Source organism: Epilithonimonas bovis DSM 19482 (assembly GCF_900108115.1).
Lineage (GTDB): Bacteria > Bacteroidota > Bacteroidia > Flavobacteriales > Weeksellaceae > Epilithonimonas > Epilithonimonas bovis.
Map to the genome: position 1 here is coordinate 114,734 of NZ_FTPU01000004.1, position 24,903 is coordinate 139,636.

General features: G+C 39.3%; 21 protein-coding genes. 16 read left to right on the top strand and 5 right to left on the bottom strand.

Annotation, left to right across the window (positions count from 1 at the left end; genetic code table 11):
- Nucleotide 1: 1 nt before the first annotated feature.
- The 4 genes from B0B05_RS02995 to B0B05_RS03010 form a co-directional block, all read right to left on the bottom strand.
- On the bottom strand, nt 2–1,471 hold the full coding sequence (locus B0B05_RS02995; protein WP_076782009.1) for a relaxase/mobilization nuclease domain-containing protein: 1,470 nt from the start codon (nt 1,469–1,471) through the stop codon (nt 2–4).
- On the bottom strand, nt 1,468–1,827 hold the full coding sequence (locus tag B0B05_RS03000) for a hypothetical protein (RefSeq protein ID WP_076782010.1): 360 nt from the start codon (nt 1,825–1,827) through the stop codon (nt 1,468–1,470). Before B0B05_RS03000 ends, B0B05_RS02995 begins: the two co-directional genes overlap by 4 nt.
- A gap of 27 nt (nt 1,828–1,854) precedes the next feature.
- On the bottom strand, nt 1,855–2,649 hold the full coding sequence (locus tag B0B05_RS03005; protein WP_076782011.1) for a hypothetical protein: 795 nt from the start codon (nt 2,647–2,649) through the stop codon (nt 1,855–1,857).
- A 530-nt stretch (nt 2,650–3,179) separates the two neighbouring features.
- Entirely contained in the window at nt 3,180–3,947 is a 768-nt protein-coding gene (locus B0B05_RS03010; protein WP_055133802.1) for a ParA family protein, read from the bottom strand.
- Nucleotides 3,948–4,647: 700 nt separating this feature from the next.
- On the opposite strand from B0B05_RS03010, the gene mobA reads away from it, so the two are divergent.
- The 16 genes from mobA (at nt 4,648) to B0B05_RS03100 (ending at nt 23,911) form a co-directional block, all read left to right on the top strand.
- A complete protein-coding gene (gene mobA / locus B0B05_RS03020; protein WP_002978215.1) occupies nt 4,648–5,079 on the top strand; it encodes a conjugal transfer protein MobA in 432 nt (143 codons plus the stop codon).
- Between the two features lie 8 nt (nt 5,080–5,087).
- Complete coding sequence (mobB, locus tag B0B05_RS03025) at nt 5,088–6,374, top strand: conjugal transfer protein MobB (RefSeq protein WP_002978213.1); 1,287 nt, start codon at nt 5,088–5,090, stop codon at nt 6,372–6,374.
- Nucleotides 6,375–6,475: 101 nt separating this feature from the next.
- Complete coding sequence (gene mobC / locus B0B05_RS03030; protein ID WP_048499043.1) at nt 6,476–8,476, top strand: conjugal transfer protein MobC; 2,001 nt, start codon at nt 6,476–6,478, stop codon at nt 8,474–8,476.
- A gap of 149 nt (nt 8,477–8,625) precedes the next feature.
- The gene (locus tag B0B05_RS03035; RefSeq protein WP_031504358.1) at nt 8,626–9,003 is read left to right on the top strand and encodes an ArsR/SmtB family transcription factor; all 378 of its coding nucleotides are present in this window, start codon (nt 8,626–8,628) and stop codon (nt 9,001–9,003) included.
- Entirely contained in the window at nt 8,997–9,599 is a 603-nt protein-coding gene (merTP, locus tag B0B05_RS03040; protein ID WP_076782013.1) for a mercuric transport protein MerTP, read from the top strand. The genes B0B05_RS03035 and merTP overlap by 7 nt, the downstream gene beginning before the upstream one ends.
- A complete protein-coding gene (locus tag B0B05_RS16895; protein ID WP_076782014.1) occupies nt 9,599–9,805 on the top strand; it encodes a GDCCVxC domain-containing (seleno)protein in 207 nt (68 codons plus the stop codon). The genes merTP and B0B05_RS16895 overlap by 1 nt, the downstream gene beginning before the upstream one ends.
- A gap of 89 nt (nt 9,806–9,894) precedes the next feature.
- Nucleotides 9,895–10,302: a Fur family transcriptional regulator gene (locus tag B0B05_RS03050; RefSeq protein ID WP_076782015.1), complete on the top strand. Its 408-nt coding sequence runs from the start codon at nt 9,895–9,897 to the stop codon at nt 10,300–10,302.
- A 58-nt stretch (nt 10,303–10,360) separates the two neighbouring features.
- Entirely contained in the window at nt 10,361–10,687 is a 327-nt protein-coding gene (locus B0B05_RS03055) for a DUF6660 family protein (protein ID WP_076782016.1), read from the top strand.
- 252 nt (nt 10,688–10,939) lie between these two features.
- On the top strand, nt 10,940–15,307 hold the full coding sequence (locus B0B05_RS03060; RefSeq protein WP_076782017.1) for a CusA/CzcA family heavy metal efflux RND transporter: 4,368 nt from the start codon (nt 10,940–10,942) through the stop codon (nt 15,305–15,307).
- 6 nt (nt 15,308–15,313) lie between these two features.
- Nucleotides 15,314–16,600: an efflux RND transporter periplasmic adaptor subunit gene (locus B0B05_RS03065; RefSeq protein ID WP_076782018.1), complete on the top strand. Its 1,287-nt coding sequence runs from the start codon at nt 15,314–15,316 to the stop codon at nt 16,598–16,600.
- Between the two features lie 12 nt (nt 16,601–16,612).
- Entirely contained in the window at nt 16,613–17,185 is a 573-nt protein-coding gene (locus tag B0B05_RS03070) for a methyltransferase family protein (RefSeq protein ID WP_076782019.1), read from the top strand.
- A 26-nt stretch (nt 17,186–17,211) separates the two neighbouring features.
- A complete protein-coding gene (locus tag B0B05_RS03075; RefSeq protein WP_076782020.1) occupies nt 17,212–19,248 on the top strand; it encodes a heavy metal translocating P-type ATPase in 2,037 nt (678 codons plus the stop codon).
- Between the two features lie 338 nt (nt 19,249–19,586).
- Nucleotides 19,587–20,411, top strand: a complete 825-nt coding sequence (locus tag B0B05_RS03085; protein WP_076782022.1) for an RteC domain-containing protein — start codon at nt 19,587–19,589, stop codon at nt 20,409–20,411.
- A gap of 115 nt (nt 20,412–20,526) precedes the next feature.
- Nucleotides 20,527–21,090 (top strand): helix-turn-helix domain-containing protein, encoded by a 564-nt coding sequence (locus B0B05_RS03090; RefSeq protein WP_076782023.1) that lies wholly within the window; start codon nt 20,527–20,529, stop codon nt 21,088–21,090.
- Between the two features lie 88 nt (nt 21,091–21,178).
- Nucleotides 21,179–23,590, top strand: coding sequence for a heavy metal translocating P-type ATPase (locus B0B05_RS03095; protein WP_024566624.1), 2,412 nt, complete (start codon nt 21,179–21,181; stop codon nt 23,588–23,590).
- 99 nt (nt 23,591–23,689) lie between these two features.
- Entirely contained in the window at nt 23,690–23,911 is a 222-nt protein-coding gene (locus tag B0B05_RS03100; protein ID WP_002981097.1) for a heavy-metal-associated domain-containing protein, read from the top strand.
- A gap of 677 nt (nt 23,912–24,588) precedes the next feature.
- Here the strand turns inward: B0B05_RS03100 and B0B05_RS03110 are convergent.
- Nucleotides 24,589–24,903, bottom strand: a 315-nt coding sequence (locus B0B05_RS03110; protein ID WP_076782024.1) for a transposase, incomplete at its 5' end; no start/stop codon positions are given.

A 24,903-nucleotide genomic window follows, 5' to 3' on the forward strand; every position in this document is an offset into this window, starting at 1 on the left:
CTTATGTTCTTTTTTTATTTTTGCGTCTTTTTCTTAACTCTTCTTCGGCAGGGTCTCTCCCTGTTCCTCCCGACGGTTTGGTGAATTGGAAAATCAGGTCGTCTATGCTTCTATCCAGTTCCTTGGAAAGATTTTCATCTCTACTTTCCGGTGTCAATTCTTTGCTTGGATTGAGGAATTTTTGATAGGCATTCTCTCCAATTAAGTTTTCCAATGAACCCACATAATGCAGTTTGGAGTGGACGGCATAATATTTTCCATCTTCCGATTTTATGAGGTGGACATCCTTGTTATTCTGTGTTTCGACATAATCCTTTACCTCGTTTTTTATGTCGTTGAAAACCTCCCTGTTCTTTATTTTCTTAGACTCGAAAAGCATAAATTCTATTATAGCGTTTTCGGGATTCTGGCGTTTCAGATGCTCCATTAATATTTGTTTTGAAAAACTGTCCGCCAGATTATAGTCCTTTAGACTTTCAAAAAGTTTCTTGTCAATTTTCTCATCGGTCATCTCAAACAGGTCGTCCATCTTCATGATCTCACTTCCCTTGAACACCTTTCCCGATTTGTGGTCGATGATGCTGTATCCGAAGGGTTTCTGTCCGTCCTTGTGGTGGAAGACCACATCCAGTCCGAAGATGTCCCGCAATTTTTTCTGGAGCTCGCTCTCGAACTCTATCTTGGGTTTCCAATGGTCGCTGTGCCTTTCTTCCGGTAGCAGTGATTCCTGCGCCCTTCTGTCCTCTACCTTGAAGACTTTATTGGAACAGAGGTCTTTGTATTTGCTCAAAATGGCTTTCAACTGCCTCTTTCGTCCGTTATCCGAATTGGGGGTAAAACTGATTTGGTTGCCGTAGATGGTTTTAAGTTTTACCCCGTTCTTCAGAATGGAAAAGTCATTTTCATCATTTGTGTCTTTAGTTAGTTTGAACCCGCTTCTTTCAAGCAAAAGCTCCAGTTGAGTGATGGAGTTGAATTGGTAGTTCAGCAGTTTCTCCAATTTTTCTTCGGAACTTATTCCGTAGCGCTTTTCCAATATATCAGACAGTGCTTTTTGGGCTTTCAAGCGTTCGTAACTGTCGTTGATTTTCTTTCCAGTCTGCTTGTCAACCCTTGTGGAAACGATATGGACGTGGTTGTTCTCGGTGTCGCTGTGGTAAACCACGATGAACGGCTGTTTTCCGTAGCCCATTTCTCGCATGAAGTCCTTGGCGATTTCGGTCAGTTCTTCCTTGCCATGATTCTGATATTTTGCAGAAATGATGGCGTGGAACTGTGGTTTCTTTACCTTTTCATTTTTTGAGATGGATTTGAAATAGTCCCGAACCTGCTCCGGACTGCTTTCCCCATTGATGAAGGAGGGAAAATTTTTCATCAGCATCAGTTCTCCCGTCCCTTTCTCCACCTTTTTGTCGTTGTATTGAACGCCGTGAAAATCCGAGCCTGAAGCAGTTATAATCTTGACAATCATTTGGCGAGCATTTCATAGATCTTTTTGAAGATTTGGTTTTGCTGCTTCTTCAATTTGGTGATTTCTGAAAGCTTTGCGGTGAAGTTTTTCAGTTCTGACTCCGAAATGAACTTTTGTCCGTTTACAATTTTCGCTACCTGATTGATGTTGGTCTCTATCTTGATGAAGACGTTGTCTTGTTTTTCAATGAACGCCAGTACCTGTCTCCTTTCGTTGTCTAAAATTCTGTTCTCAACGGAGGCCGTCAGTAAGTCGGTCAACGTGAGGTTTTTCTCTTTGCATAGTTTTTTCCAGTTTTCCTTTCTGGATTTTTGAACCCTTATGAGAATCTGGTCTTCTTTTCCTTCGTTTCCCATTTTGAGTGGTTCTTTATCTTGTTTTTTTTATGGTAGATATGGTTTGATCCAGTTGGAATATCCCTGAACTTCGCCGTAGGTATAGTAGGAAGTGGACATCGCGTTTAGGGAGGTTTGCGGAATCTGGATGCTGTAATTCTCTAGCAGTGCCGGAAAATATTGTGTGGAATTTTCCGTATGCAGTAAGACAATCTGGTTGGGGATGTATCCGATGTCGCTGTAGATGCTCGCAATGCTGATGAAGGCGTTTCCCGTAATCGGTGCGGAATCTGAAGACCTGTACATCTGAAACCATACGTTTACAATTCCCTGTACTTTTCTGAACAATACCGCTCCCTTTAGACCTCCGAAATTTTTGGTTCCGATGGTGTAGTATTTTGAGGCGGTAAGATAGGCGTGGCTATTTCCCGAATAGTTTACAGGGGCAGACCATGTTGAAGTTGCCGTAAGTGCGGCGGTGCTGTTGGGATCGAAGGTGAGTACGATTCTGTATTCGACAGGCCGCTTCTCCTTTACAAAATTCTGCCATACGTTTCCGTCAAAATAATACATTCCAACTTCTGAAATATTGATGACCTGTCCCGAAAGATTGGAAGCCGGAGCGGTGGCAAATACTACCGCGCCCTTTTTTGACTGCGTGTAAAACTTGTTCGCCAACTGGTCACCCGTTATCCTTGGAGGGATAATACCGTCATAATGTGAGGTGTCGTTTGGTTTTCCTACTACGTCAAAAGTAGTTTCGGGTGTCTGTGTGTTTATTCCGACCTGCGCATTGAGTTTGATGGCAAAAAGTGTCAGCAGAAGATAGAAGGTTGCTTTCATTTTTTTGTTTAAAATTTCTGTTGCAAAATTGGGACATCAAATCCGTGAAAACAATAGTGTTCATGGGGCGTGGGCTAAATAAGAACAATTTAGACGAGTTTAGATTCTCCGAAGATTAAAAAAGAATAATTTAGACGAGTTTAGATGCTTGAACTTGATTTGGTGAATAAAAAAAACAAGTTCCGCAGTTTTTTTCCCTTTTGCAAAAAGGCAAGATCGTCTTTGTATCATCAACTTGAAAAGTTGTATATACAAAGACACATCTTGCAACAAAAGGTTACCGATTTTTTTAGAGGTCTGAAAAGGTTCCTCGAATGGTTATATTAGGGTCGTTTTGCGGATCTTTAGGAAAGAGTTGCTATGGAAGGAAAAAAATACGGAAAACAGGGAGAATTGAGGTGTAACCTTTTGACCCATGCTTGGAAGTCAGGGTGTAGCTGATTTACGCAGGTTGAAAAATAACCTGTGGCTAAATTACCCAAGTTATTGAAATAGATGATTTTATTTGGTGCAGCCATACTTTACTATTTTTATAGATGAGTGATTTTTAAAAATTCCTCGACAAACAAATCCATTTTAGTTGCTTTCATTAACTGTGGTTCGGCAGGCAGCAAACTTGACCGGAATACATAACTACCTGTATCGTCTGTTTCCTTTCGGAAACGCTTGCTATCCATTATTCTTGTTTCCATTATAGGCAGGTTGAGTTCTTTGATGACACTTTGATACGCATCATACAAACCTGTTTTTTCCCTGCCGTCCACTTGGTTCCAAAATAGCCACATCTCTTGTTCGGGATTGCCCTCGTCCGTTTGGGGAAGTCCGAGAAAGGCTTTGGTAAAGCCCAATGTACTTTCCACTACCAAACGGTCGGCAGTAATGGGCGAAAAGATGAAGTCCATTTTTTTTAAGGTAGTCAGTACGCCTTTGGTATTGGCTGTTCCCGGCAGGTCGAAGAAAATAACATCCGGTACAACCACCGACTGGCTTCTGTATTCCGATGCTTTCTCCAAAGCTGTTTCAGCTTTGCATTTAATAATCGGGTACGCTTTTTTGTTGATGGCTTGAAACTGCTTCATTGCCGCCTTTTTATGGTAGTCGTTCTGCATTATGGTTCTCTTATCCCGTTCACGCATATTGGTCAGGCTGTGTTGCGGAAAGTCGCAGTCCATCACCAGCACATTAAAACCTAAACGGTAGTGAAGCACACTTGCCAGCAAAGTGGTCATTGTAGATTTTCCCACACCGCCTTTTTGGGTGGAGAAGCTGATTTTTAAAGTTTTCTTTGTTGTTTCCATTATTTAAAAATTTATTGTTACACACTTTATTTGTTTTGCAGGATTGAATATTGGTTTATCTGATTATTACCTCATTCCTATATTCCTGCATTCCCTTTTGGGTACTTTCCTGCACAGGTATCTGCTTTCATTTTTGCCTTGTCAGGTACATTCTTTGGTAAGTGGCAAACCTTGCAACAGGTAAATTGCTTTACCGCTTTTATGCTTTTACACTTTTATTGTTTTATGCTTTTAAAACCCTATGCTTTTATTCCAAACCGCTTGTTTGCAAACTTGATTTTCTTCTCTGTTTAGATACATTTTTTACTACCTGCACTAAAATTATACGGCAAATAAAGCGATTGATTTGCCCGCTGATTGCGGTGTGGCAGTGTTTGGCGTTCAAAGGCAGTGTTTGGCACTGCTATACAATACAATGCTTTCGTAAACAGGGCTTTACTTTGTACAATGATTTTTATTAATGGATTTATGCAAAATTCTTTTGACAAATCGGAGGGTAACGGGAACGGCATCGAGCCGTTTTTCCCTGTTACATTTAATCCGTCCCGCAGGGCGGATTTTTGTGTTCAACGGAACACGGCAAGTTGTGTTTTGTGCATCTCGGAATGATTTCCGATGCTCAAAACAACTTGCCCTTTGCAGGGGGCAGAAAACACCTTCCGAAGTCAGGGTTTTGTATGGATTTTAAAATGGATTAGTGATGAACGATAACAACAAAAAACAATTGAAAAAGACCGGACGCCGCCCCAAAGAAGACCCGGCGACAATCCGCTATACGATTTCCTTTAACGAGCAGGAACACGCCCGATTTCTTGCCCTTTTTGATAAATCAGGTATGCAGGTAAAGGCGCATTTTATAACGTCCTGCATCTTTGACAAGACCATAAAGACCATTCAGATTGACAAGGGAACGGTTGATTTTTATATGCGGCTGACCTCTTTTCACAGCCAGTTCCGTTCCATCGGCGTGAACTATAATCAGATTGTAAAGCTATTGTACAAGAATTTTTCCGAGAAAAAAGCCGCAGCGTTCCTGTACAAACTGGAAAAACAGACGGCTGAAATGGCGATGCTATGCCAAAAAATTATCCAAATAAGCGAGGAATTTGAAGCCAAATACCTGAAAAAATAGCGGTAGAAATGATAGCAAAAATTGGAAGAAGCGCAAATTTATACGGTGCATTGGCGTACAATCAGCTTAAAGTAGAGAATGAAAACGGGCAGATTTTGTTTGCCAATAAGATGATTGAAACGGCAAGCGGTCATTATTCCGTGGCACAATTAGCCCAGTCTTTTGCACCTTACCTGATAGCCAACCGCAATACCGAGAAACATACGCTTCATATTTCGCTCAATCCTGACCCGAACGACAAGGTAAGCGATGATAAGTTTAGGGAAATGGCAGAACAGTATATGCGGGAAATGGGTTACGGCGAACAGCCTTTTGTCGTGTTCAAACACACGGATATTGACCGCAGCCATATACACATTGTATCGGTTTGCGTGGACGAGCAGGGCAAAAAGATTTCGGACAAATTCGAGAAAATGCGGTCTATGAATGTATGCCGTGAACTGGAAAGAAAACACGGGTTGATACCCGCAACAGACAAAGAGCGCAATCAGAATGATAAGGTTTTCCGTCCGGTAGATTATCGGGCAGGCGATGTAAAAAGCCAAATTGCTTCGGTCGTTCGCCACCTCCCGAATTACTACCAGTACCAAACTTTGGGCGAATACAATGCCCTGCTTTCCCTGTTCAATATTACCGCCGAGAAAATCGAGGGCGAATTGCAGGGAGAGATGAAGCAGGGCTTAATATATATTCCGCTAAATGAAAAAGGCGAAAGAGCCGGGCATCCGTTCAAGGCTTCGCTGTTCGGAAAGAGCGCAGGGCTTCCGGCTTTGGAACTGCATTTTGCGAAATGCAAAACGGCTTTGAAAGATAGCCCCACCAAACAGACCCTAAAATCTGCCGTTACCATTGCCCTGAAAACCACGAGCGATGAACAGGCATTTAAAAAGCAGTTGGCGGAACAGGGTATTAACGTTGTGGTGCGCCGAAATGATACAGGGCGTATTTATGGCATCACATTTATAGACCACAATTCCAAAGCAGTTTGGAACGGTTCACATTTGGCAACAGAACTTTCTGCCAACACCTTTAATGATTATTGGAACAATAACATCAAACCGAATATTAAAGAACCTGCCGTTTTACAACCCAAATTATCCACATCAAATGATGCGGATCTTCCTGCGGAAGAACCACACCATTTGTTCGACTTCTTACATACTGAAAAACACGAAGACGGTTTGATTGAAGCACTGGGCGGCTTGCTTCCCGAAGCCCAGGGCGAAGATTACGAAGAACAGGACTTTGCCAATAAAATGAAGAAGAAAAGAAAACGCCAAAGAGGTCAGAAGTAATATTCAGCCAAACACTGCCACAGAACGCCACTGGCTGCCACATTCTTAGAGCCACTCCATAGAGCCTTTAAATTCACGCCCGAACATTAAAACTTTAGATAATGCAGGGAGAAGACGATTTAAGAGGGCTTGCCAAGATAATGGCTTTTATGCGGGCAGTCAGTATTCTTTTGGTGCTGATGCACCTTTATTGGTTCTGCTACGGTTTCTTTTTAGAACGTGGTTGGACGTTGGAAGTAATCAACAAGATATTAGGCAATTTCGACCGAACGGCGGGTTTGTTTTCACACACTCTTTACACCAAAGTATTCGCTTTGGTCTTACTGGCTTTAAGCTGTTTAGGGACAAAGGGCGTAAAGAACGAAAAGATAACCTGGACTAAAATTTACGTGGCGTTGGGCGTTGGCTTTGTGCTGTTCTTCCTGAACACACCTTTGTTAAAGCTATCTCCGGCAACAGGCACATTCCTGTATATGCTTACTATCTCATTAGGTTATATCGCCTTGCTGATGGCGGGCGTATGGATGAGCCGCCTGCTTCGTACCAACCTGATGGACGACGTATTTAATAATGAGAATGAGAGCTTTCAGCAGGAAACCAAACTGATGGAAAACGAGTATTCCGTTAACCTGCCCACCAAATTTTACTACAAAGGCAAATGGAACAACGGTTGGATAAACATTGTAAATCCATTCAGGGCATCAATAGTGTTGGGTACTCCCGGTTCCGGTAAATCTTATGCCATCGTAAACAACTACATCAAGCAGCAGATTGAAAAAGGCTTTAGTATGTATATCTACGATTTCAAGTTTGACGACCTTTCTACTATTGCCTATAATCACTTACTGAAGCATCGGGATAAATACAAAGTTCAGCCGAAATTTTACGTGATAAATTTCGACGACCCACGCAAGAGCCACCGTTGCAACCCACTCAATCCCGATTTTATGACGGACATTTCTGATGCTTACGAAGCGGCATATACTATAATGCTAAACCTTAACAGGTCGTGGATACAGAAGCAAGGGGATTTTTTCGTGGAAAGCCCAATTATTCTTTTGGCTGCGATTATTTGGTATCTGAAAATCTACGAAGATGGTAAGTATTGTACGTTCCCTCACGCCATTGAATTACTGAATAAAAAGTATTCGGATGTATTCACGATTTTAACTTCATACCCGGATTTGGAAAATTATTTGTCGCCCTTTATGGATGCGTGGCAAGGTGGAGCGCAAGACCAGTTACAAGGACAAATCGCATCGGCAAAAATTCCGCTATCAAGGATGATTAGCCCACAACTTTACTGGGTAATGACGGGCGATGATTTTACGCTTGACATTAACAACCCGAAAGAACCTAAAATTTTGTGCGTGGGTAACAATCCCGACCGTCAAAATATTTATTCCGCAGCTTTGGGTTTATACAATTCGAGGATTGTAAAGCTGATAAACAAAAAGGGACAGCTAAAGAGTTCCGTTATCATAGATGAGTTGCCCACAATTTATTTCAGGGGACTGGACAATCTTATCGCAACGGCGAGAAGTAATAAGGTAGCGGTATGTTTGGGTTTTCAGGATTTTTCGCAATTAACAAGGGATTACGGCGACAAGGAAAGCAAGGTAATACAGAATACTGTCGGTAATATATTCAGTGGTCAGGTGGTTGGCGAAACAGCAAAAAGCCTTTCGGAACGTTTCGGTAAAGTATTACAGAAACGCCAGAGTATGACGATTAACCGCAATGATAAATCTACCTCTATTTCGACACAGTTAGACAGCCTTATTCCGGCTTCCAAAATCTCAACACTTACACAAGGTTTGTTTGTTGGTTCTGTATCAGATAACTTTGATGAACGTATCGAGCAGAAGATATTTCACGCCGAAATTGTAGTGGACAATGAAAAGGTAGCGGCAGAAAGCAAAGCCTATCAGCAAATACCGCAAATCTTATCTTTTGTAAATGAGCAGGGCGAGGATAAGATGAAGCAGGAAATAGAAAACAATTACAAGCAGATAAAATCAGACATTCTGAATATTGTTGTTAGTGAAATGGAGCGTATCAAGAATGACCCTAACTTACAGCATTTGGTGCAGAAAGAATGATTATACTAAATATTTTTGTGATTTTTCTATTAATATATTGTTAGAAGAATTAAAAGTAACAGCACCATTACGTCAACATATAAAATGCCAAATTTTAATACTCATAATTTAGCATTTGCTTAAATAAACAAATTAGTTACATTTGCATTATGGATAATACTTCTTGTAAACGACAACAGGCAGACATTAAACAAATCAATCGCTGTAAAGAAAGAGTTTCGGAACTCCACAGTTCGTTTGACTATTTGTCGAACGCACTTGAATTGACTGGAAACAATGTAAGACTGAAAATTCTGTTTCTTCTTTATGAAGAAAAACGACTTTGTGTTTGTGATGTGAGTGAAATTCTTGGAATGACAATTTCAGCGATTTCTCAGCACTTGAGAAAACTTAAAGACCGAAAGCTTATTGAAACCGAAAGAGAGGCGCAAACCATTTTTTACTCATTGACAAAAGAGTATGAGAAAATGTTGGACCCATTTTTTAAAATACTTGACGATAAAAAAAATTTAGAAACAATATGGTAACGGACGGAAAACTAATTGGGACTGGACTTTTGACAGCAATAGCAGCTTCATTATGTTGCATTACACCTGTTTTGGCTCTCATAGCAGGAACAAGTGGACTTGCTTCAACTTTCTCTTGGCTCGAACCTTTTCGTCCATATTTTATCGGGTTAACTATTTTAGTGCTTGCTTTTGCTTGGTATCAAAAATTGAAACCGCAAAAGAAAATTGACTGCAACTGTGAAACAACTGAAAAATCAAACTTTATGAAAACAAAATCATTTTTAGGAATTATTACCGTTATGGCGGCTTTACTTTTATCATTTCCGCTTTATGCTCACATTTTTTTTCCAAAGACCGAAAGTAAAGCAATTATTACCCAAACTTCAAAAATTCAGAAAGTTGAGTTTACAATCAAAGGGATGACTTGTTCAGGTTGTGAACACCACGTTAAAACAGAGATTAGCAAACTAAAAGGAATTGTGGAAGTTGTGGTTTCCTATGAGAAAGGCAACGCCATTGTTAAGTTTGACAACAAACAAACAAGTATAGCAGAAATAGAAAAAGCTATCAATTCGACAGGTTTTAAATCACTAAAAAGTAAAATTATATCATAATGGAAATTAAATTACAATCAATTATAACTTGCCCAAATTGCGGATACAAAAAAGAGGAAACAATGCCAACAGATGCTTGCCAATATTTTTATGAATGTGAAAGCTGTAAGACACGCTTAAAACCATTGCAAGGCGATTGTTGTGTGTATTGCAGTTACGGGACTGTTCCTTGTCCTCCAATACAACAAGACAAAAAATGCTGTTGACAAACTGGAAGCAACCTCGTCCGAGAGAATGCAGATTTCTCTGGATATTTAATAAATAATTGGATATGTTTTGGTGAAAATAAATGACAATGACTGAATTAGAAAATGTTTTACAACAAAGAAATATAAAGCCCACAGCAATGCGTTTGTTGGTAGTAGAAAAATTATTGAAACAGCAATATGCCATTAGTCATAAAGAATTGGCAGAACTGTTTGAAAATGCAGATAATGTCACTTTGTTTAGAACTTTAAAAACATTTTTAGAGCATAAACTTATTCATACCATTGATGATGGAACAGGTGTTGTAAAATATGCACTTTGCCAATCCGGTTGCAGTTGTAATCCTTCGGAGCAGCACACGCATTTCCATTGCTCACAATGCAAACGGACTTTTTGCCTTACAGATGCAGAAATACCGAGCATTAATCTTCCTCAAAATTTTAAATTAGAAGGTATCAATTTGGTTCTCAAAGGAAGGTGTGACAGATGCAATTAAAACAATCTGAAACTTTGCAATCCGATTGCACAAATTATTTTTCTATATTTGTACCCTAATGAAATGGTTTCTCACAATATGGACTTTTTACCTGATGGTACTTGCAGCGTTGCCTTGCAGCGATGCAAGCAATCAGTGTGAAGATACCGTTCCTAAAATTGAAACCGCCCAAGCTCACGAACATAACCAGGATAGCGACGACAATTGCAGTCCTTTTTGCTATTGCAGTTGTTGCAGTGTAAGCATCGGGTCATTCAATTTCAAGCCTTTTGAAATCAAGCAACCTAAAGTAGCTTTCTCTACAAAAAAATTCACAATCCGTGATTACAATTTAATTTCCCGCTACCAAGGAAATATCTGGAACCCACCCAAATTTACTGTTTAATTTTTACAGATTTTCCAAATGCTGTTGATGGCTGATGTTTAGCCTTAACTGATGATGCTCCTGTCATTCATTTGCTAATGATATGTGCAATCCATTTAAGTTTTCCTGTTTGTTTCAGATAAATTCATAAAGCCTTTGCTTTTGTGATAATGGGCAAATAGTACGTTTTCCATTCTATAGACATTGATAAATCTGTTGGCTGCTTACCACAAGTGGCAAGTATATTTTTTGTAAAATATTAAACAGAAATACGTGTTAGATAACATTATAAAATTCAGTATCAAGAACAAGCTCGTCATTGGGATAATGACCTTGTTGCTCATTATTTGGGGAGTGTGGAGCGCCACAAAATTACCCATTGATGCCGTACCCGATATTACTAATAATCAGGTACAAATAATTACGGTTTGTCCCACATTGGCGGGGCAAGAAGTAGAACAATTAGTAACTTTTCCTATTGAACAAAGTATTGCCAATATTCCAGATTTAGAAGAAACACGGAGCATTTCGAGGTTTGGTTTGTCGGTAATTACGGTTGTATTTAAAGACAATGTAGATATTTATTTTGCCCGGCAATTAATCAATGAAAAATTAAAAGAAGCCGAAGAGAAAATCCCGAAAGGAATTGGTACGCCAGAACTTGCACCAGTAAGTACCGGATTGGGAGAAGTCTATCAATACATCATCCATCCGAAAAAAGGCAGTGAAAAAAAATACAATGCAAAAGACCTACGCACAATGCAGGATTGGATTGTAGCAAGGCAATTATATGGAACTCCCGGAATTGCCGAAGTAAATAGTTTTGGTGGCGAACTGAAACAATACGAAGTAGCAGTAAATCCCAATCGCTTAAAAGCTATGGGGGTAAGTGTTACCGACATTTTTACTGCATTAGAAAAAAATAACCAAAATACAGGCGGTGCCTACATTGATAAGAAACCGAATGCCTATTTCATCCGAGGTATCGGTTTGGTAACTTCATTGGATGATGTAAAAAATATCAGTATAAAAAATGACGGTGGCAGTATTCCTATTTTTATTAAAGATGTAGCCGATGTAAGATTTGGAAGTGCGGTAAGATATGGCGCAATGACTTATAACGGCGAAGTAGATGCAGTGGGCGGTGTGGTAATGATGCTGAAAGGCGAAAACAGTAACGAGGTTGTCAATCGTATCAAAGAGAAATTACCAGTTATTCAAAAATCCTTACCCGAAGATATAATTATTGAACCCTATTTAGACCGTACAGAATTAGTTGGCCGAGCAATTAGTACTGTAGAAAAAAACCTGATAGAAGGCGCATTGATTGTCATTTTTGTTTTGGTTCTTTTCTTGGGGAATTTTAGAGCGGGATTGATAGTAGCATCCGCTATTCCTTTGGCAATGCTGTTTGCTTTGGCTTTAATGAATGTGTTTGGCGTAAGTGCCAATTTAATGAGTTTGGGAGCAATAGATTTTGGATTAATTGTAGATGGTGCGGTAATTATTGTAGAAGCCACATTGCATCATTTAGGTTTAAGGAAATCTACACAAAGGCTCACACAGCAAGAAATGGATAATGAAGTATTTACATCCGCTTCTAAAATCCGTAATAGTGCAGCCTTTGGTGAAATCATTATCCTAATCGTTTACATTCCTATTTTGACTTTGGTGGGTGTTGAAGGAAAAATGTTTCGGCCAATGGCACAAACAGTAGGTTTTGCAATCTTTGGAGCGTTGATTTTGTCTTTGACCTACATCCCGATGATGTGTGCTTTATTCCTATCTAAGAAGCCAGTACACAAAGAAACTATTTCGGATAGGATGATGAATTGGCTACAAAGAAAATACCAGCCATTGTTAGAAAAAGCCATCAGAATAAAATATTGGCTAGTAGGTATAACCGTTGCCATATTTGCTTTTAGCCTTTTTTTATTCAGCCGAATGGGTGGCGAATTTATACCACAGTTACAGGAAGGCGATTTTGCCTTTCATTGCATTTTGCCACAAGGAAGTTCATTGAGCCAGAGTATAGAAACCTCAATGCAAGCTTCAAGAATTATTAAAGAATTTGACGAAGTAAAAATGGTAGTAGGCAAAACCGGAGCCGCAGAAGTACCAACCGACCCAATGCCACCTGAAGCGACAGATTTAATGGTTATTTTAAAACCGCAAAGTGAATGGAAAAGTGGCAGAAGTTATGATGAATTGGCAGATGCTATCAATGAAAAATTAGAAGCAATACCTGGTGTATTTTTCGAAAAGAACCAGCCAATACAAATGCGTTTCAATGAGTTGATGACAGGTATTAGGCAAGATGTTGCAGTAAAAATATTTGGAGAAAATTTAGATACGCTTGCCTTGAATGCTGATAAGGTTAGTAAGGTTATACAAACAGTAGAAGGCGCTACATCTCCACAAGTAGAACGTGTGAGTGGCTTACCGCAAATAAATGTGGAATATGACCGTACTCGCTTAGCCAATTACGGAATAACAGTGGAAGATGTGAACAACGTGGTAAGCACTGCGTTTGCAGGTAAAAGTGCAGGAGTAGTTTTTGAAAACGAAAGAAGGTTTGATTTGGTCGTACGTTTAGACAGTACATATCGTAGTAGTATAGAAGATGTAAATAATCTGATGATACCCACTTCAACAGGTAATCAAATACCATTATCACAAGTAGCAAATATTGATTATAAGTTAGGTCCGGCACAAATAAGCCGTGAAGCTGGAAAACGTAGAATTGTAATCGGATTCAACGTTGCAGATAGGGATGTGCAAAGTGTGGTAGAAGAAATTCAGCAAAAATTGAATGCTCAGGTAAAATTACCGCCTGGATATTATTTCACGTATGGCGGTCAATTTGAAAACTTGCAGGAAGCCAGTAACCGATTAATGATAGCCGTTCCTATTTCCTTGTTATTAATTTTTGTGTTGCTCTATTTCACGTTCCGTTCCTTTAAGCAAGCAGGTTTAATATTTACCGCAATTCCGATGAGTGCGATTGGTGGCGTTTTGGCTTTAATGCTTCGTGGAATGCCTTTCAGCATCAGTGCAGGAATTGGTTTTATCGCCTTGTTTGGTGTAGCCGTTCTTAACGGAATTGTATTGATAGGCACTTTCAACCAATTGGAAAAAGAAGGAATAAAAGATGTTTTCAAACGAGTAATCGAAGGAACAAAAATAAGACTTCGACCTGTATTGATGACGGCAACCGTTGCGAGCTTAGGATTTTTACCGATGGCACTAAGTAGCAGTGCAGGTGCAGAAGTTCAAAAACCTTTAGCAACCGTAGTAATCGGTGGTTTGGTTACGGCAACTTTCCTTACGCTGTTCGTTCTGCCTTTACTCTACATCATTTTCAATTCAAAAATTAATTTAAAAAGAAAACCCAAAGTGAAACCTATTGCAACTATCATTGTATTGCTTCTGTCATTAACAGGCTTTACAGCAAATGCACAAACACAGCATTTATCAAGTGTTGATGATGCGATAAATATTGCGCTTCAAAATAATCAAGCCATTAAAGCTTCAGATTTAGAAATTGATGCCAGCAAAGCGTTGAAAAAAACAGCCGGAGAATTACCTAAGTTGGATATTAATGCACAGTTGGGACAATACAACAGCACCAAATTCGACCAGTCTTTTCAGGTGTCACAAACCATTCCTTTTCCGTCATTATTCGGAGCAAAAAAGGAGTTGATTAATGCTGAAATTAAAGGTAAAGAATTGCAGAAGAACTTGAGTGTTTTAGAATTAAAAAACCAAGTACGAACGTATTATTATCAAATCCTGTACCTGCAACACAATCAAAAGCAATTGCAACAATTGGACAGCTTATATGGTGATTTTATTGGCATTGCAAAGCTTCGATACAAAACTGGTGATACTAAAAAAGTGGATATAAGTACAGCAGAAGCTAAGAAAGGGGAAATCAATTTATTGTTAAAACAGAATGAAGTGTTATTAAATAATGCAGTTGCCAATCTGAAAACATTGATGAACACAAAAGACGATTTTACCATTGCAGAAAACGGAATATTTCAGCCTCTACAAATCAGTAATTTGTTGGATAATGAAGCCGTAGCCAATCATCCTGCCATTCAATCTTTGTATCAGGATGCCATTATTGCCGAGCAAACCAAAAAAGTAGAACGTTCACAAGGTCTGCCAGATTTTACCATCGGCTACACCAACCAATCTTTAATTGGTTTTTATGATGTAAACGGTTCGGAAAAGTATTTTAATAGTGGTAAGCGATTTAGTTCTGTAAACATCGGCATTGCAATTCCCATTACTTACGGTGCTACCAAAGCCAGAATAAAATCTTTGGATTATAGAAAGCAAGCAGCCGAAGCCAATGCACAACAGCAACAGAGAACGTTGGCAACGCAAATGCAAAATGCTTTGTTGCAATACCAGCAGGATATGAAGCAGTTCAATTATTTTCAGCAAGAAGCTTTGCCTAATGCTAAAGAAATTGTTTCAGCAGCACAATTAGGTTACAAAACAGGCGACATCGGTTATGTAGAATATCTTTTTGCCTTGCAAACCGCAACCGATATTCAGTTGAATTACCTCAAAAGTATTCAGCAGGTCAACCAATCTGTAATCAATATTTATTCATTCATCAATCAATAAGTACAAATGAAATTCAATATAAAAAAAATCACGTTGATGACAGCCGTAGCTGTTTTACTATTTGCTTTTTCTGCCTGTAAAAATGATAAGAAAGCAGAAGATAAATCTGCCGAAACCAAAACTGCAGGAAAAGAAGAAGCACCACACGAGGAAGAAACGCCAACCATTGCCACACTTACCGAAGAACAAATAAAAACGGTAGGCATACAATTAGGCACCATTGAACACAAGGAATTAACAGCAACCATCAAAGCAAACGGAAATCTGAAAGTTCCCAATAACAATAAAGCCAACGCCACTTCTTTGTATGGCGGTGTGATAAGAACACTGAAAGTTCAAATTGGAGATTATGTAAGAAAAGGTCAGGTTATTGCAACCATTGCCAATCCGCAGTTCATCCAATTGCAGGAAGAATATTTGAGTACAGCAAGCAGAATTACGTTTGCAGAACAGGAATTAGCAAGGCAAAAAGAACTGAATGAAGGCAATGCAGGTGCAAAGAAAAATCTGCAAAGTGCTACTGCCGAATTAAGCAGTTTAAGAACCCGCAGAGCTTCCTTGCAACAGCAGATACAATTAATGGGCATCAATCCAGGTTCGGTATCAAACGGAAATTTAAAATCCGCATTGGTCGTAACCAGTCCGCTGAATGGTACGGTTAGCAATGTTTTTGCCAAAATTGGAAGTTATGTAGATGTTTCTTCGCCGGTTATCGAAATTGTAGATAACAGTTCATTGCATTTAGATTTACAGGTGTTTGAAAAAGATTTACCACAGGTAAAAGTTGGACAAACTATTCATTTTACTTTAACCAATAATCCTACTGCTGAGTATGATGCTACAGTTTTCAGCATTGGTTCATCCTTTGAAAACGAGAGCAAAACCATCGCCGTTCATTGTCGTGTAAATGGTAATAAAAGTGGTTTAATTGATGGAATGAACATCACTGGTATTGTCAGTCTTAGCAATGTAACAACTCCAGCTGTACCCAATGATGCGATTGTAAATGCCGATGGCAAATACTACATTTTTGTACAAACCGACAAAGAAGCAGAAGCCCATCACGAAGAAGGAGAAAAAGAAGGCAACCACAAAGAGGGCGAAGAAAAAGACCATAAAGAAGATAAAACGGCTAAGAATTTTGAAAAGGTAGAAGTGCTAAAAGGCGTATCTGATATGGGTTACACCGCAGTAACATTTGTAAATGAAATTCCTGCCAATGCAAAGATTGTAGTAAAAGGTGCGTTTTTCGTCAATGCAAAACTAAGCAATGCAGGTGGTCACGAACATTAAAAATTGAACGCTATGATTTGGTTAAAATTTTATTTGCCGGTGTATTTGGTGTTGTATATGATGGTAGCTTTTGTGCTGCCATCATACCGCACCTACAAGCAAACAGGTATCAATCCCGTAACTTTTGGCAAAACAGATAATGCACACGATTATATCGGTTTTGTGATGAAGGTATTGATAGCATTGCTCTTCGTTGCGGTATTCATCTATTCGTTCAGCGATAAAATATATCAATATTTAGTGCCGATTTCTTATTTAATGAAAGACGTGTTTTTAATCATTGGATTAATTCTGATACACTTTTCATTACTATGGATTTCTGTAGCGCAATATCAAATGAGTAACAGTTGGCGCATTGGTATCGATGAAAATAATAAAACCGAATTAATCACAAAAGGATTATTCTCTTACAGCCGGAACCCGATTTTTTTAGGAATGATAATCAGTGTTGCAGGAATATTTTTTATACTACCCAATGCACTTACATTTTTCTTGATGCTTACTACCTATATCGTTATTCAAATTCAGATAAGATTAGAAGAAGAGTTTTTGGAAAAACAACACGGAGAACAATATTTAATTTAAAAAAAAACAACTAAAAGACTACTCTAATGGAACACAAACATAAATACGATGCACAAGGCAAACAGCTTTGCTGCACACCACAAGAAGAAAAAATATATACCGATGCCAATGCTAAAAAATTATTAGAAAAGCATCACGACAATGACGGTCACAACCACGAACACAGTGATGATGACGGTCACAACCACGGAAGTACCGATAAATCTACCATTCAAATGTTTTTACCTGCCATTATCAGTTTTGTTTTACTGATGATTGCTATTGCATTTGATAATTGGTTTCCTCAATCCTGGTTCACAGGTTGGGTAAGGATTGTTTGGTACATTGTTGCTTATGCTCCGGTTGGTTTTCCTGTTATTAAAGAAGCATTTGAAAGCATCCGCAAAAGCGATGTATTTTCAGAATTTTTATTGATGAGCATTGCCACTATCGGAGCTTTCGCCATTGGCGAATATCCGGAAGGAGTTGCCGTAATGTTGTTTTATGCGGTTGGCGAAGTGTTTCAAACTTTGGCGGTTACAAGAGCCAAAGCCAATATCAAAACCTTGCTCGACCAACGCCCCGATGAAGTAACTATTCTAAAAGAAAATCAACCGAAAACAGTAAAGGCGGAAACAGTAACCATTGGTGACATCATACAATTAAAGCCCGGCGAAAAATTAGGATTAGACGGAACATTATTATCCGAAACTGCATCTTTCAATACAGCAGCTCTTACGGGTGAGAGCAAGCCTGACACGAAATCAAAAGGTGAAACGGTACTGGCAGGGATGATAAACTTAAATACCGTTTCACAGGTAAAAGTGACAACTGCATATACTGATAGCAAGCTGAGTAAAATTTTAGAATTGGTGCAAAATGCTACTGCTCAAAAAGCACCGACAGAATTATTCATTAGAAAGTTTGCAAAAATATACACACCGATAGTTGTACTGTTAGCTATTCTAATTACAGCATTGCCCTACTTCTTTGTAGAAAATTATGTGTTCAGCCAATGGTTGTATCGTGCTTTGGTATTCCTTGTTATCTCTTGCCCTTGTGCATTGGTAATAAGTATTCCTTTAGGCTACTTTGGCGGAATTGGGGCAGCGAGTAAAAATGGAATATTGGTTAAGGGAAGCAACTTTTTGGATGTTCTTGCCAGCATACAAAATGTAGTAATGGATAAGACAGGTACAATGACGGAGGGCGTATTTAAAGTTCAGGAAGTTGTATTTGACAAGGCATTTGATGAGAAAGAAATTTTAGAAATGGTCAATGCTTTGGAAAGCCATAGTAGCCACCCCGTAGCAACTGCCATTCAAGAATATGTAGGCGATGTAAACCACAATATCCCATTAGAAAATATAGAGGAAATTGCAGGACACGGACTAAAGGCTAATGTAAATGGGAAAGAATTATTGGTAGGGAATTTTAAGCTGATGGATAAATTTTCTATTACTTATGACATAGACCCGAACAGCATTGTCTACACGGTAATCGCAGTGGCTTATGATAGAAAGTTTGTTGGTTACATTACCATTGCGGACAGCATAAAAGAAGACGCACAGGAAACCATAAATCTATTGCATAAGCTCAATGTTAAAGCTACTATGCTTAGCGGAGATAAAAGTACGGTTGTAAAGTATGTAGCGGAACAGTTGGGGATAGATAATGCTTTCGGAGATTTATTGCCTGAAGATAAAGTAAACAGAGTTAAAGAAATTAAAGCCAAAGGCGGAAGCGTTGCTTTTGTTGGCGACGGTGTAAACGATGCGCCTGTTGTGGCTTTGAGCGATGCGGGTATTGCAATGGGCGGTTTGGGAAGCGATGCGACCATTGAAACGGCAGATGTGGTAATACAAGACGACAAACCGAGTAAAATACCTATGGCAATCAATATAGGCAAGCAGACAAAGAAAATCGTTTGGCAAAATATAGCTTTAGCATTCGGAGTAAAAGCTATTGTACTAGTTTTGGGAGCTGGGGGCTTAGCGACTATGTGGGAAGCTGTTTTTGCCGATGTTGGGGTTGCCTTATTAGCTATACTAAACGCAGTAAGGATACAGCGGATGAAATTTTAAGATTAGAACATCCTAATGATGAATAAAACAGACAATTCGTAAGAAAGGCAAAAGTTATCAAATGTCAATTTGTCGAAGGAGAAGAAGAAGAAGAAGAAAAGACCTTCGCTCTTTATGATACTTTTTGGGATATTTTTTAGCTCTGTGTCTTATTGCTTTGATATACATAAAATTAGACACTATTATATCTATCCCTATCACTAAAAATGGACTTATTAGTTCTGTATCGAGCAAAAACCAAAGTTCCAAAAGAGAAACCCGAAAATGCAAATTTCTTTCAAATATGACAGTATTTGGGCTTCTCTATTATTGTTTAAAAAATAGATTTAGGATAACGGATGGATAAATTTTATAACGAAACGCTGGCTAAGCTGGAAAACGAAATCAAAGAATTTGAGATTGAAGCAGACTGTTCGATAGAACGCATTGAAGCAGTTATACAACTTATTATCAAATGTTTATTCGACGTAAAAAAATATATTTTAAAAAGAGGATTTAAGAATGTTGATGAAGAAATTCGCTTTTTTAAATATCAAAAGCCAATTATCGTTTCAAAGCTCATCTATTATAATGCCATCTATAAAATCGAAACGAGAAGACCGTATGGAAATAAGCGTACCAAGAAATATTTTGTCAAAGAACTGAAAAAGCTAAAAAGGTTCTTTGAAAATAACCTTGATTTTTATAAGTATTACCGTAGCAATAATTCTTTCTTTGACGAACAATTTTTTGTACGTGGCAAGCACGATATAAGACTATGGTTAGACACTTTTTATTTTGAGGCAGACCATCGCTTTTCTACTTCGCACGATTATAAGGTTGCCAAGATAATTGCTAATGACCTGATACATGTATATTTGGAAGACAGGTTAAATAACATCAACGTTAAAAAGGTTTCAGATAATTCGTTGATATGGACAGCAAGCAAAACTGCACTCACGGAACTCATTTATGCACTGTACTCCCACGGTGCATTTAACAATGGGAATACAGAAATAAAATTGATAGCCAAAACGTTTGAAGATGCCTTCAATATTGAGTTAGGCGACTTTTACCATACGTTTATGGAACTTAAAGCCCGCAAAATAAACCGAACGAAATTCCTCGACAGGCTGTGTGAAGCACTGATAAAGAAAATGGACGAACAAGATGAAAAACAGTAAGTATATATGTACACAGGCTTTATTCCTCTTGGCAAGAAGTCAGAGTAATTAAACTTAAATTGTAAATTTGTTTATTGCTTATGTATTAAATACTAAACGTAGTCAGTAAATAAATATGAATACAATCTTTATTAAAAATATGGTTTGCGACCGTTGCATTATGGTGGTACAAAACGAATTGGAAAAACTGGGATTAGATGCTAAAAATATAAAACTGGGCGAAGTTATTCTTTCCAAAGAAATAAAATCTCTGGAAAAAGAGAATTTGTCCAAAACTTTAGAGCCATTAGGATTTGAAGTAATTGACGATAAAAAAGGCAGGATAATAGAAAAGATAAAGAACATTATCATTGACCTGGTACACCATCAGGATAGTGATGTAAAAACCAACCTTTCCGATGTATTGAGTGACAAATTGCATCACGATTACAATTACCTGTCCAATCTGTTTTCAGAGGTAGAGGGTACAACCATTGAAAAATACTTTATCGCCCAAAAGGTGGAGAAAGTCAAAGAATTGTTGGTGTATGATGAGTTGTCATTAAGTGAGATTGCGAACCGCCTAAATTATTCGAGCGTGGCATATTTGAGTAACCAGTTTAAAAAAGTTACCGGGCTAACACCAAGCCATTTCAAACAGATTAAAGAGGATAAAAGAAAACCGTTGGATAAAGTGTAAGTAAATCTTACAAATCAAATCCAAAATTTCACACCAGTACCCATAAATATAATAGCCAATTTTGTATTGTAAATTAAAGCAGGCAAATATGGCGACAAACAGAGAAAATATATACATTCCATTGGAGGATGTAGAAAGCGAACACTGTGCATTAATCGTTGAAAAGGGATTGGCACAGGTAAAAGGCGTAGAAACCCATAAAGTAGAGCTGAACAACCGAAGGGCAGCGATTACAGTAGATAGCAATGAAACCGTAGGCGAGGCTGTTAAGGCAATTAAAGATTTAGGTTACGGAGTTCCTACGGTTAAAAGTGCTTTTCCGGTATTGGGCATGACCTGTGCATCCTGTGCGGGCAGTGCCGAAAGCATTGTGAAATACCAACCGGGAGTAGTTAATGCTTCCGTGAACTTTGCAACGGGCAATCTTACCGTGGAATATCTGCCCAATATGACCGATGCCTCCACCTTGCAAAAAGCGGTTCAGGGAGTAGGTTACGACCTATTGGTTGAAGACGAAACCAAGCAGCAGGAAACGCTCGAAGCCATCCACGAAAAGAAATTCCGAACCTTGAAAAACAAGACCATTTGGGCAATTATCCTTTCCCTGCCCGTGGTAATCATAGGAATGTTCTTTATGGATATGCCCTATGCAGACCCGATAATGTGGCTCTTTTCCACGCCCGTTGTAATATGGTTGGGCAGGGATTTTTTTGTAAACGCTTGGAAGCAGGCAAAGCACCGTTCCGCCAATATGGATACGCTGGTGGCATTGAGTACAGGTATTGCCTACCTGTTCAGTGTTTTCAATATGCTGTTTGCCGACTTTTGGCATCAACGGGGACTGCATGCTCACGTATATTTTGAAGCGGCTGCCGTTATTATCGCATTCATCCTCTTGGGAAAACTGCTGGAAGAAAGAGCCAAAGGCAACACCTCTTCAGCCATTAAGAAGCTGATGGGCTTGCAGCCAAAAACGGTCATCGTGGTACAGGCGGACGGAACGGAAAAGCAGACCGCTATCGAAGACGTAAGCGCAGGCGATGTGATACTCGTAAAGCCCGGTGAAAAGATTGCGGTAGACGGCATGGTCATATCGGGCAATTCGTATGTGGACGAAAGCATGTTAAGCGGTGAGCCTGTACCTGTATTGAAAAAAGAAAAAGAAAAAGTATTTGCAGGAACGATTAACCAAAAAGGCAGCTTCCGGTTCAGGGCGGTAAAAGTGGGCAAAGAAACCATGCTTGCCCACATCATCAAAATGGTGCAGGATGCACAGGGAAGCAAAGCACCCGTACAGAAACTGGTCGATAGGATTGCGGGCATCTTTGTTCCCACAGTGATAGGTATTGCCATCCTGACATTTACGCTATGGTTGATTTTGGGAGGCGAAAACGGGGTTGTTCAAGGTCTGTTGGCAGCCGTTACGGTATTGGTCATTGCCTGCCCCTGTGCTTTAGGCTTAGCGACACCCACCGCTATTATGGTAGGCGTTGGTAAAGGTGCTGAAAATGGCATTTTGATAAAGGATGCCGAAAGTTTGGAACTGGCCAAAAAAGTAAATGCCATCGTTTTGGACAAAACCGGAACCATCACCGAGGGAAGACCACAGGTAACGGGCATTAAATGGCTGAACAATGAGGACACTGCAAAAGAAATCCTTTTGAGCATCGAAAAGCAATCCGAGCATCCATTGGCAGAAGCCGTAGTGAAGCATCTTGGCGATGTAGCGACCACCTCTTTATCCATGTTCGACAGCATTACGGGCAAAGGCGCAAAAGCAGACCATGACAACGAAACCTATTATGTAGGCAACAAAAAGCTATTGGCAGAAAACAACATTGCCATTGCCGGAGAATTACAAGACCAAGCCGAAGAATGGGGCAAACAGTCTAAAACCGTTATCTGGTTTGCAAACAGCAAAAAGGCTCTTGCTGTAATCGCTATCGCCGATAAGATTAAGGAAACATCGGTGCAGGCTATCCGGGAAATGCAGGAAATGGGCATTGACCTGTATATGCTGACCGGAGATAATGAAGCTACCGCTAAAGCCATTGCGGAGCAGACAGGCATCAAGCATTACAAAGCCGAAGTTTTGCCACAGCATAAAGCCGACTTTGTGAAAGAACTGCAAAGTAAAGGAAAGGTAGTGGCAATGGTGGGCGATGGTATCAACGACAGCACCGCATTGGCAACAGCCGATGTAAGTATCGCAATGGGCAAAGGCAGCGACATCGCAATGGACGTAGCCAAGATGACCATCATTTCGTCCGACCTGACCAAGATACCGCAGGCAATACGCTTGTCCAAACAGACCGTAGCCACCATCAAGCAAAACCTGTTCTGGGCGTTTATCTACAACGTAATCGGCATTCCGGTAGCGGCAGGCATCCTTTACCCTGTTAACGGCTTCCTGCTCAACCCGATGATTGCGGGTGCGGCAATGGCATTGAGCAGCGTGAGCGTGGTCAGTAACAGCCTGCGGTTGAAGTGGAAGAAATAAAACAGTAAATCTCACAAATCAAACAAGAAATTACACAACAATACTGAACTGAATAGTACGGAAATTTGCATTATCAGATAACTCTAAAATTTATTAACAATGGAAAATAAACAATTTCAATTCAAGACGAACATCAATTGCGGAGGTTGTATCGCATCTGTAAAACCGCACTTGGACAAGGCAGAGGGTATCTGCCATTGGGAAGTGGACACTGCCAACAAGGACAAGGTACTTACAGTGAAGTCCGAGGGCATTACCGAGCAGGAAGTAATATCGACCGTGCAAAAGGCAGGCTTCAAAATTGAACCTTTGGACGCCTAAGCCAACAACTTTTTGAAATGCCCTTTTTCCGACCGAATTTTCTATGAGGTTGGGTTGCTGAAAAAGGGCATTTTATCAATTCTGAAAAAAGGCGATAGGTTATTGCGTATATGGCATTTTTTTGTCCATATAGCAAAAAAAAAACGTAAAACGATATAAAAAACCAATCTAATTTGTAACTTTGTTGCGTTGAAAAATTATAGAATACATATAGGCATTTTGACATTGTTCTGTTTGGTTTTCTTTATGATGCCAAGTCAGAGCTATGCCTGTTCCAAAAATTCAACAAAGACCGAGCAGTCTTCCTGCTCAAAGGAGAAATCCAAAAAATCAGAACATAAAAAAGGTTGCAAGGGCAAATCCTGTAAAAAATGCAAAAGTGACAAATGCGGGGGCGGCTGTTCACACAACTCTTGCAGGTGCGGTGCTTCAACCACTTCCCTAAATGTCCCAACCATAATCGAATTAAAGGCAAAAAATCACTTAGCAGCAGCTAAAAAGCAAAAATTCGGTTTCAAAGAAGCCTACTATTCTTCGGGCTTTTTCTCCATTTGGCTACCGCCTAAAATAAGCTAAAACTATGGCCTGATAGCCATAGGTGTGTCCTGTCAGAAGCTGTTCCGGCTTTTGCAAATCCCCTATTTGTATCATTTAGGATCAAGATCAAACCTTGGGGACTAGGCAAAAATTTTAGATAATCTGAAAAGGAAAAATACTTTGTCTTTAACACCTCTAAGCTGCATTCTGAATTGCTTTATTTTCGAATTAAACGATTCTGCAGATGCATTGGTACTTCTTCTTTCAAAATAATTCAGGATGTCATTATAATGGTTTGTAATCGTATTTTTAAGTGTTGAAAAGGATTTAAAACCTGATTCTTCCACATCTTTAAACCAATGGGCAAGTTTGAGCATTGCTACAGATTTTAATGTGTTCTGATTATAAATTTTCCTTAGTTTATCGGATAAATTGTAAGCTTTTTCCAAATCTGG

Coding starts and splice junctions, on each gene's coding strand:
- B0B05_RS02995 (WP_076782009.1), bottom strand. CDS start 1,471: ATGATTGTCAAGATTATAACTGCTTCAGGCTCGGATTTTCACGGCGTT.
- B0B05_RS03000 (WP_076782010.1), bottom strand. CDS start 1,827: ATGGGAAACGAAGGAAAAGAAGACCAGATTCTCATAAGGGTTCAAAAA.
- B0B05_RS03005 (WP_076782011.1), bottom strand. CDS start 2,649: ATGAAAGCAACCTTCTATCTTCTGCTGACACTTTTTGCCATCAAACTC.
- B0B05_RS03010 (WP_055133802.1), bottom strand. CDS start 3,947: ATGGAAACAACAAAGAAAACTTTAAAAATCAGCTTCTCCACCCAAAAA.
- mobA (WP_002978215.1), top strand. CDS start 4,648: ATGAACGATAACAACAAAAAACAATTGAAAAAGACCGGACGCCGCCCC.
- mobB (WP_002978213.1), top strand. CDS start 5,088: ATGATAGCAAAAATTGGAAGAAGCGCAAATTTATACGGTGCATTGGCG.
- mobC (WP_048499043.1), top strand. CDS start 6,476: ATGCAGGGAGAAGACGATTTAAGAGGGCTTGCCAAGATAATGGCTTTT.
- B0B05_RS03035 (WP_031504358.1), top strand. CDS start 8,626: ATGGATAATACTTCTTGTAAACGACAACAGGCAGACATTAAACAAATC.
- merTP (WP_076782013.1), top strand. CDS start 8,997: ATGGTAACGGACGGAAAACTAATTGGGACTGGACTTTTGACAGCAATA.
- B0B05_RS16895 (WP_076782014.1), top strand. CDS start 9,599: ATGGAAATTAAATTACAATCAATTATAACTTGCCCAAATTGCGGATAC.
- B0B05_RS03050 (WP_076782015.1), top strand. CDS start 9,895: ATGACTGAATTAGAAAATGTTTTACAACAAAGAAATATAAAGCCCACA.
- B0B05_RS03055 (WP_076782016.1), top strand. CDS start 10,361: ATGAAATGGTTTCTCACAATATGGACTTTTTACCTGATGGTACTTGCA.
- B0B05_RS03065 (WP_076782018.1), top strand. CDS start 15,314: ATGAAATTCAATATAAAAAAAATCACGTTGATGACAGCCGTAGCTGTT.
- B0B05_RS03070 (WP_076782019.1), top strand. CDS start 16,613: ATGATTTGGTTAAAATTTTATTTGCCGGTGTATTTGGTGTTGTATATG.
- B0B05_RS03075 (WP_076782020.1), top strand. CDS start 17,212: ATGGAACACAAACATAAATACGATGCACAAGGCAAACAGCTTTGCTGC.
- B0B05_RS03085 (WP_076782022.1), top strand. CDS start 19,587: ATGGATAAATTTTATAACGAAACGCTGGCTAAGCTGGAAAACGAAATC.
- B0B05_RS03090 (WP_076782023.1), top strand. CDS start 20,527: ATGAATACAATCTTTATTAAAAATATGGTTTGCGACCGTTGCATTATG.
- B0B05_RS03095 (WP_024566624.1), top strand. CDS start 21,179: ATGGCGACAAACAGAGAAAATATATACATTCCATTGGAGGATGTAGAA.
- B0B05_RS03100 (WP_002981097.1), top strand. CDS start 23,690: ATGGAAAATAAACAATTTCAATTCAAGACGAACATCAATTGCGGAGGT.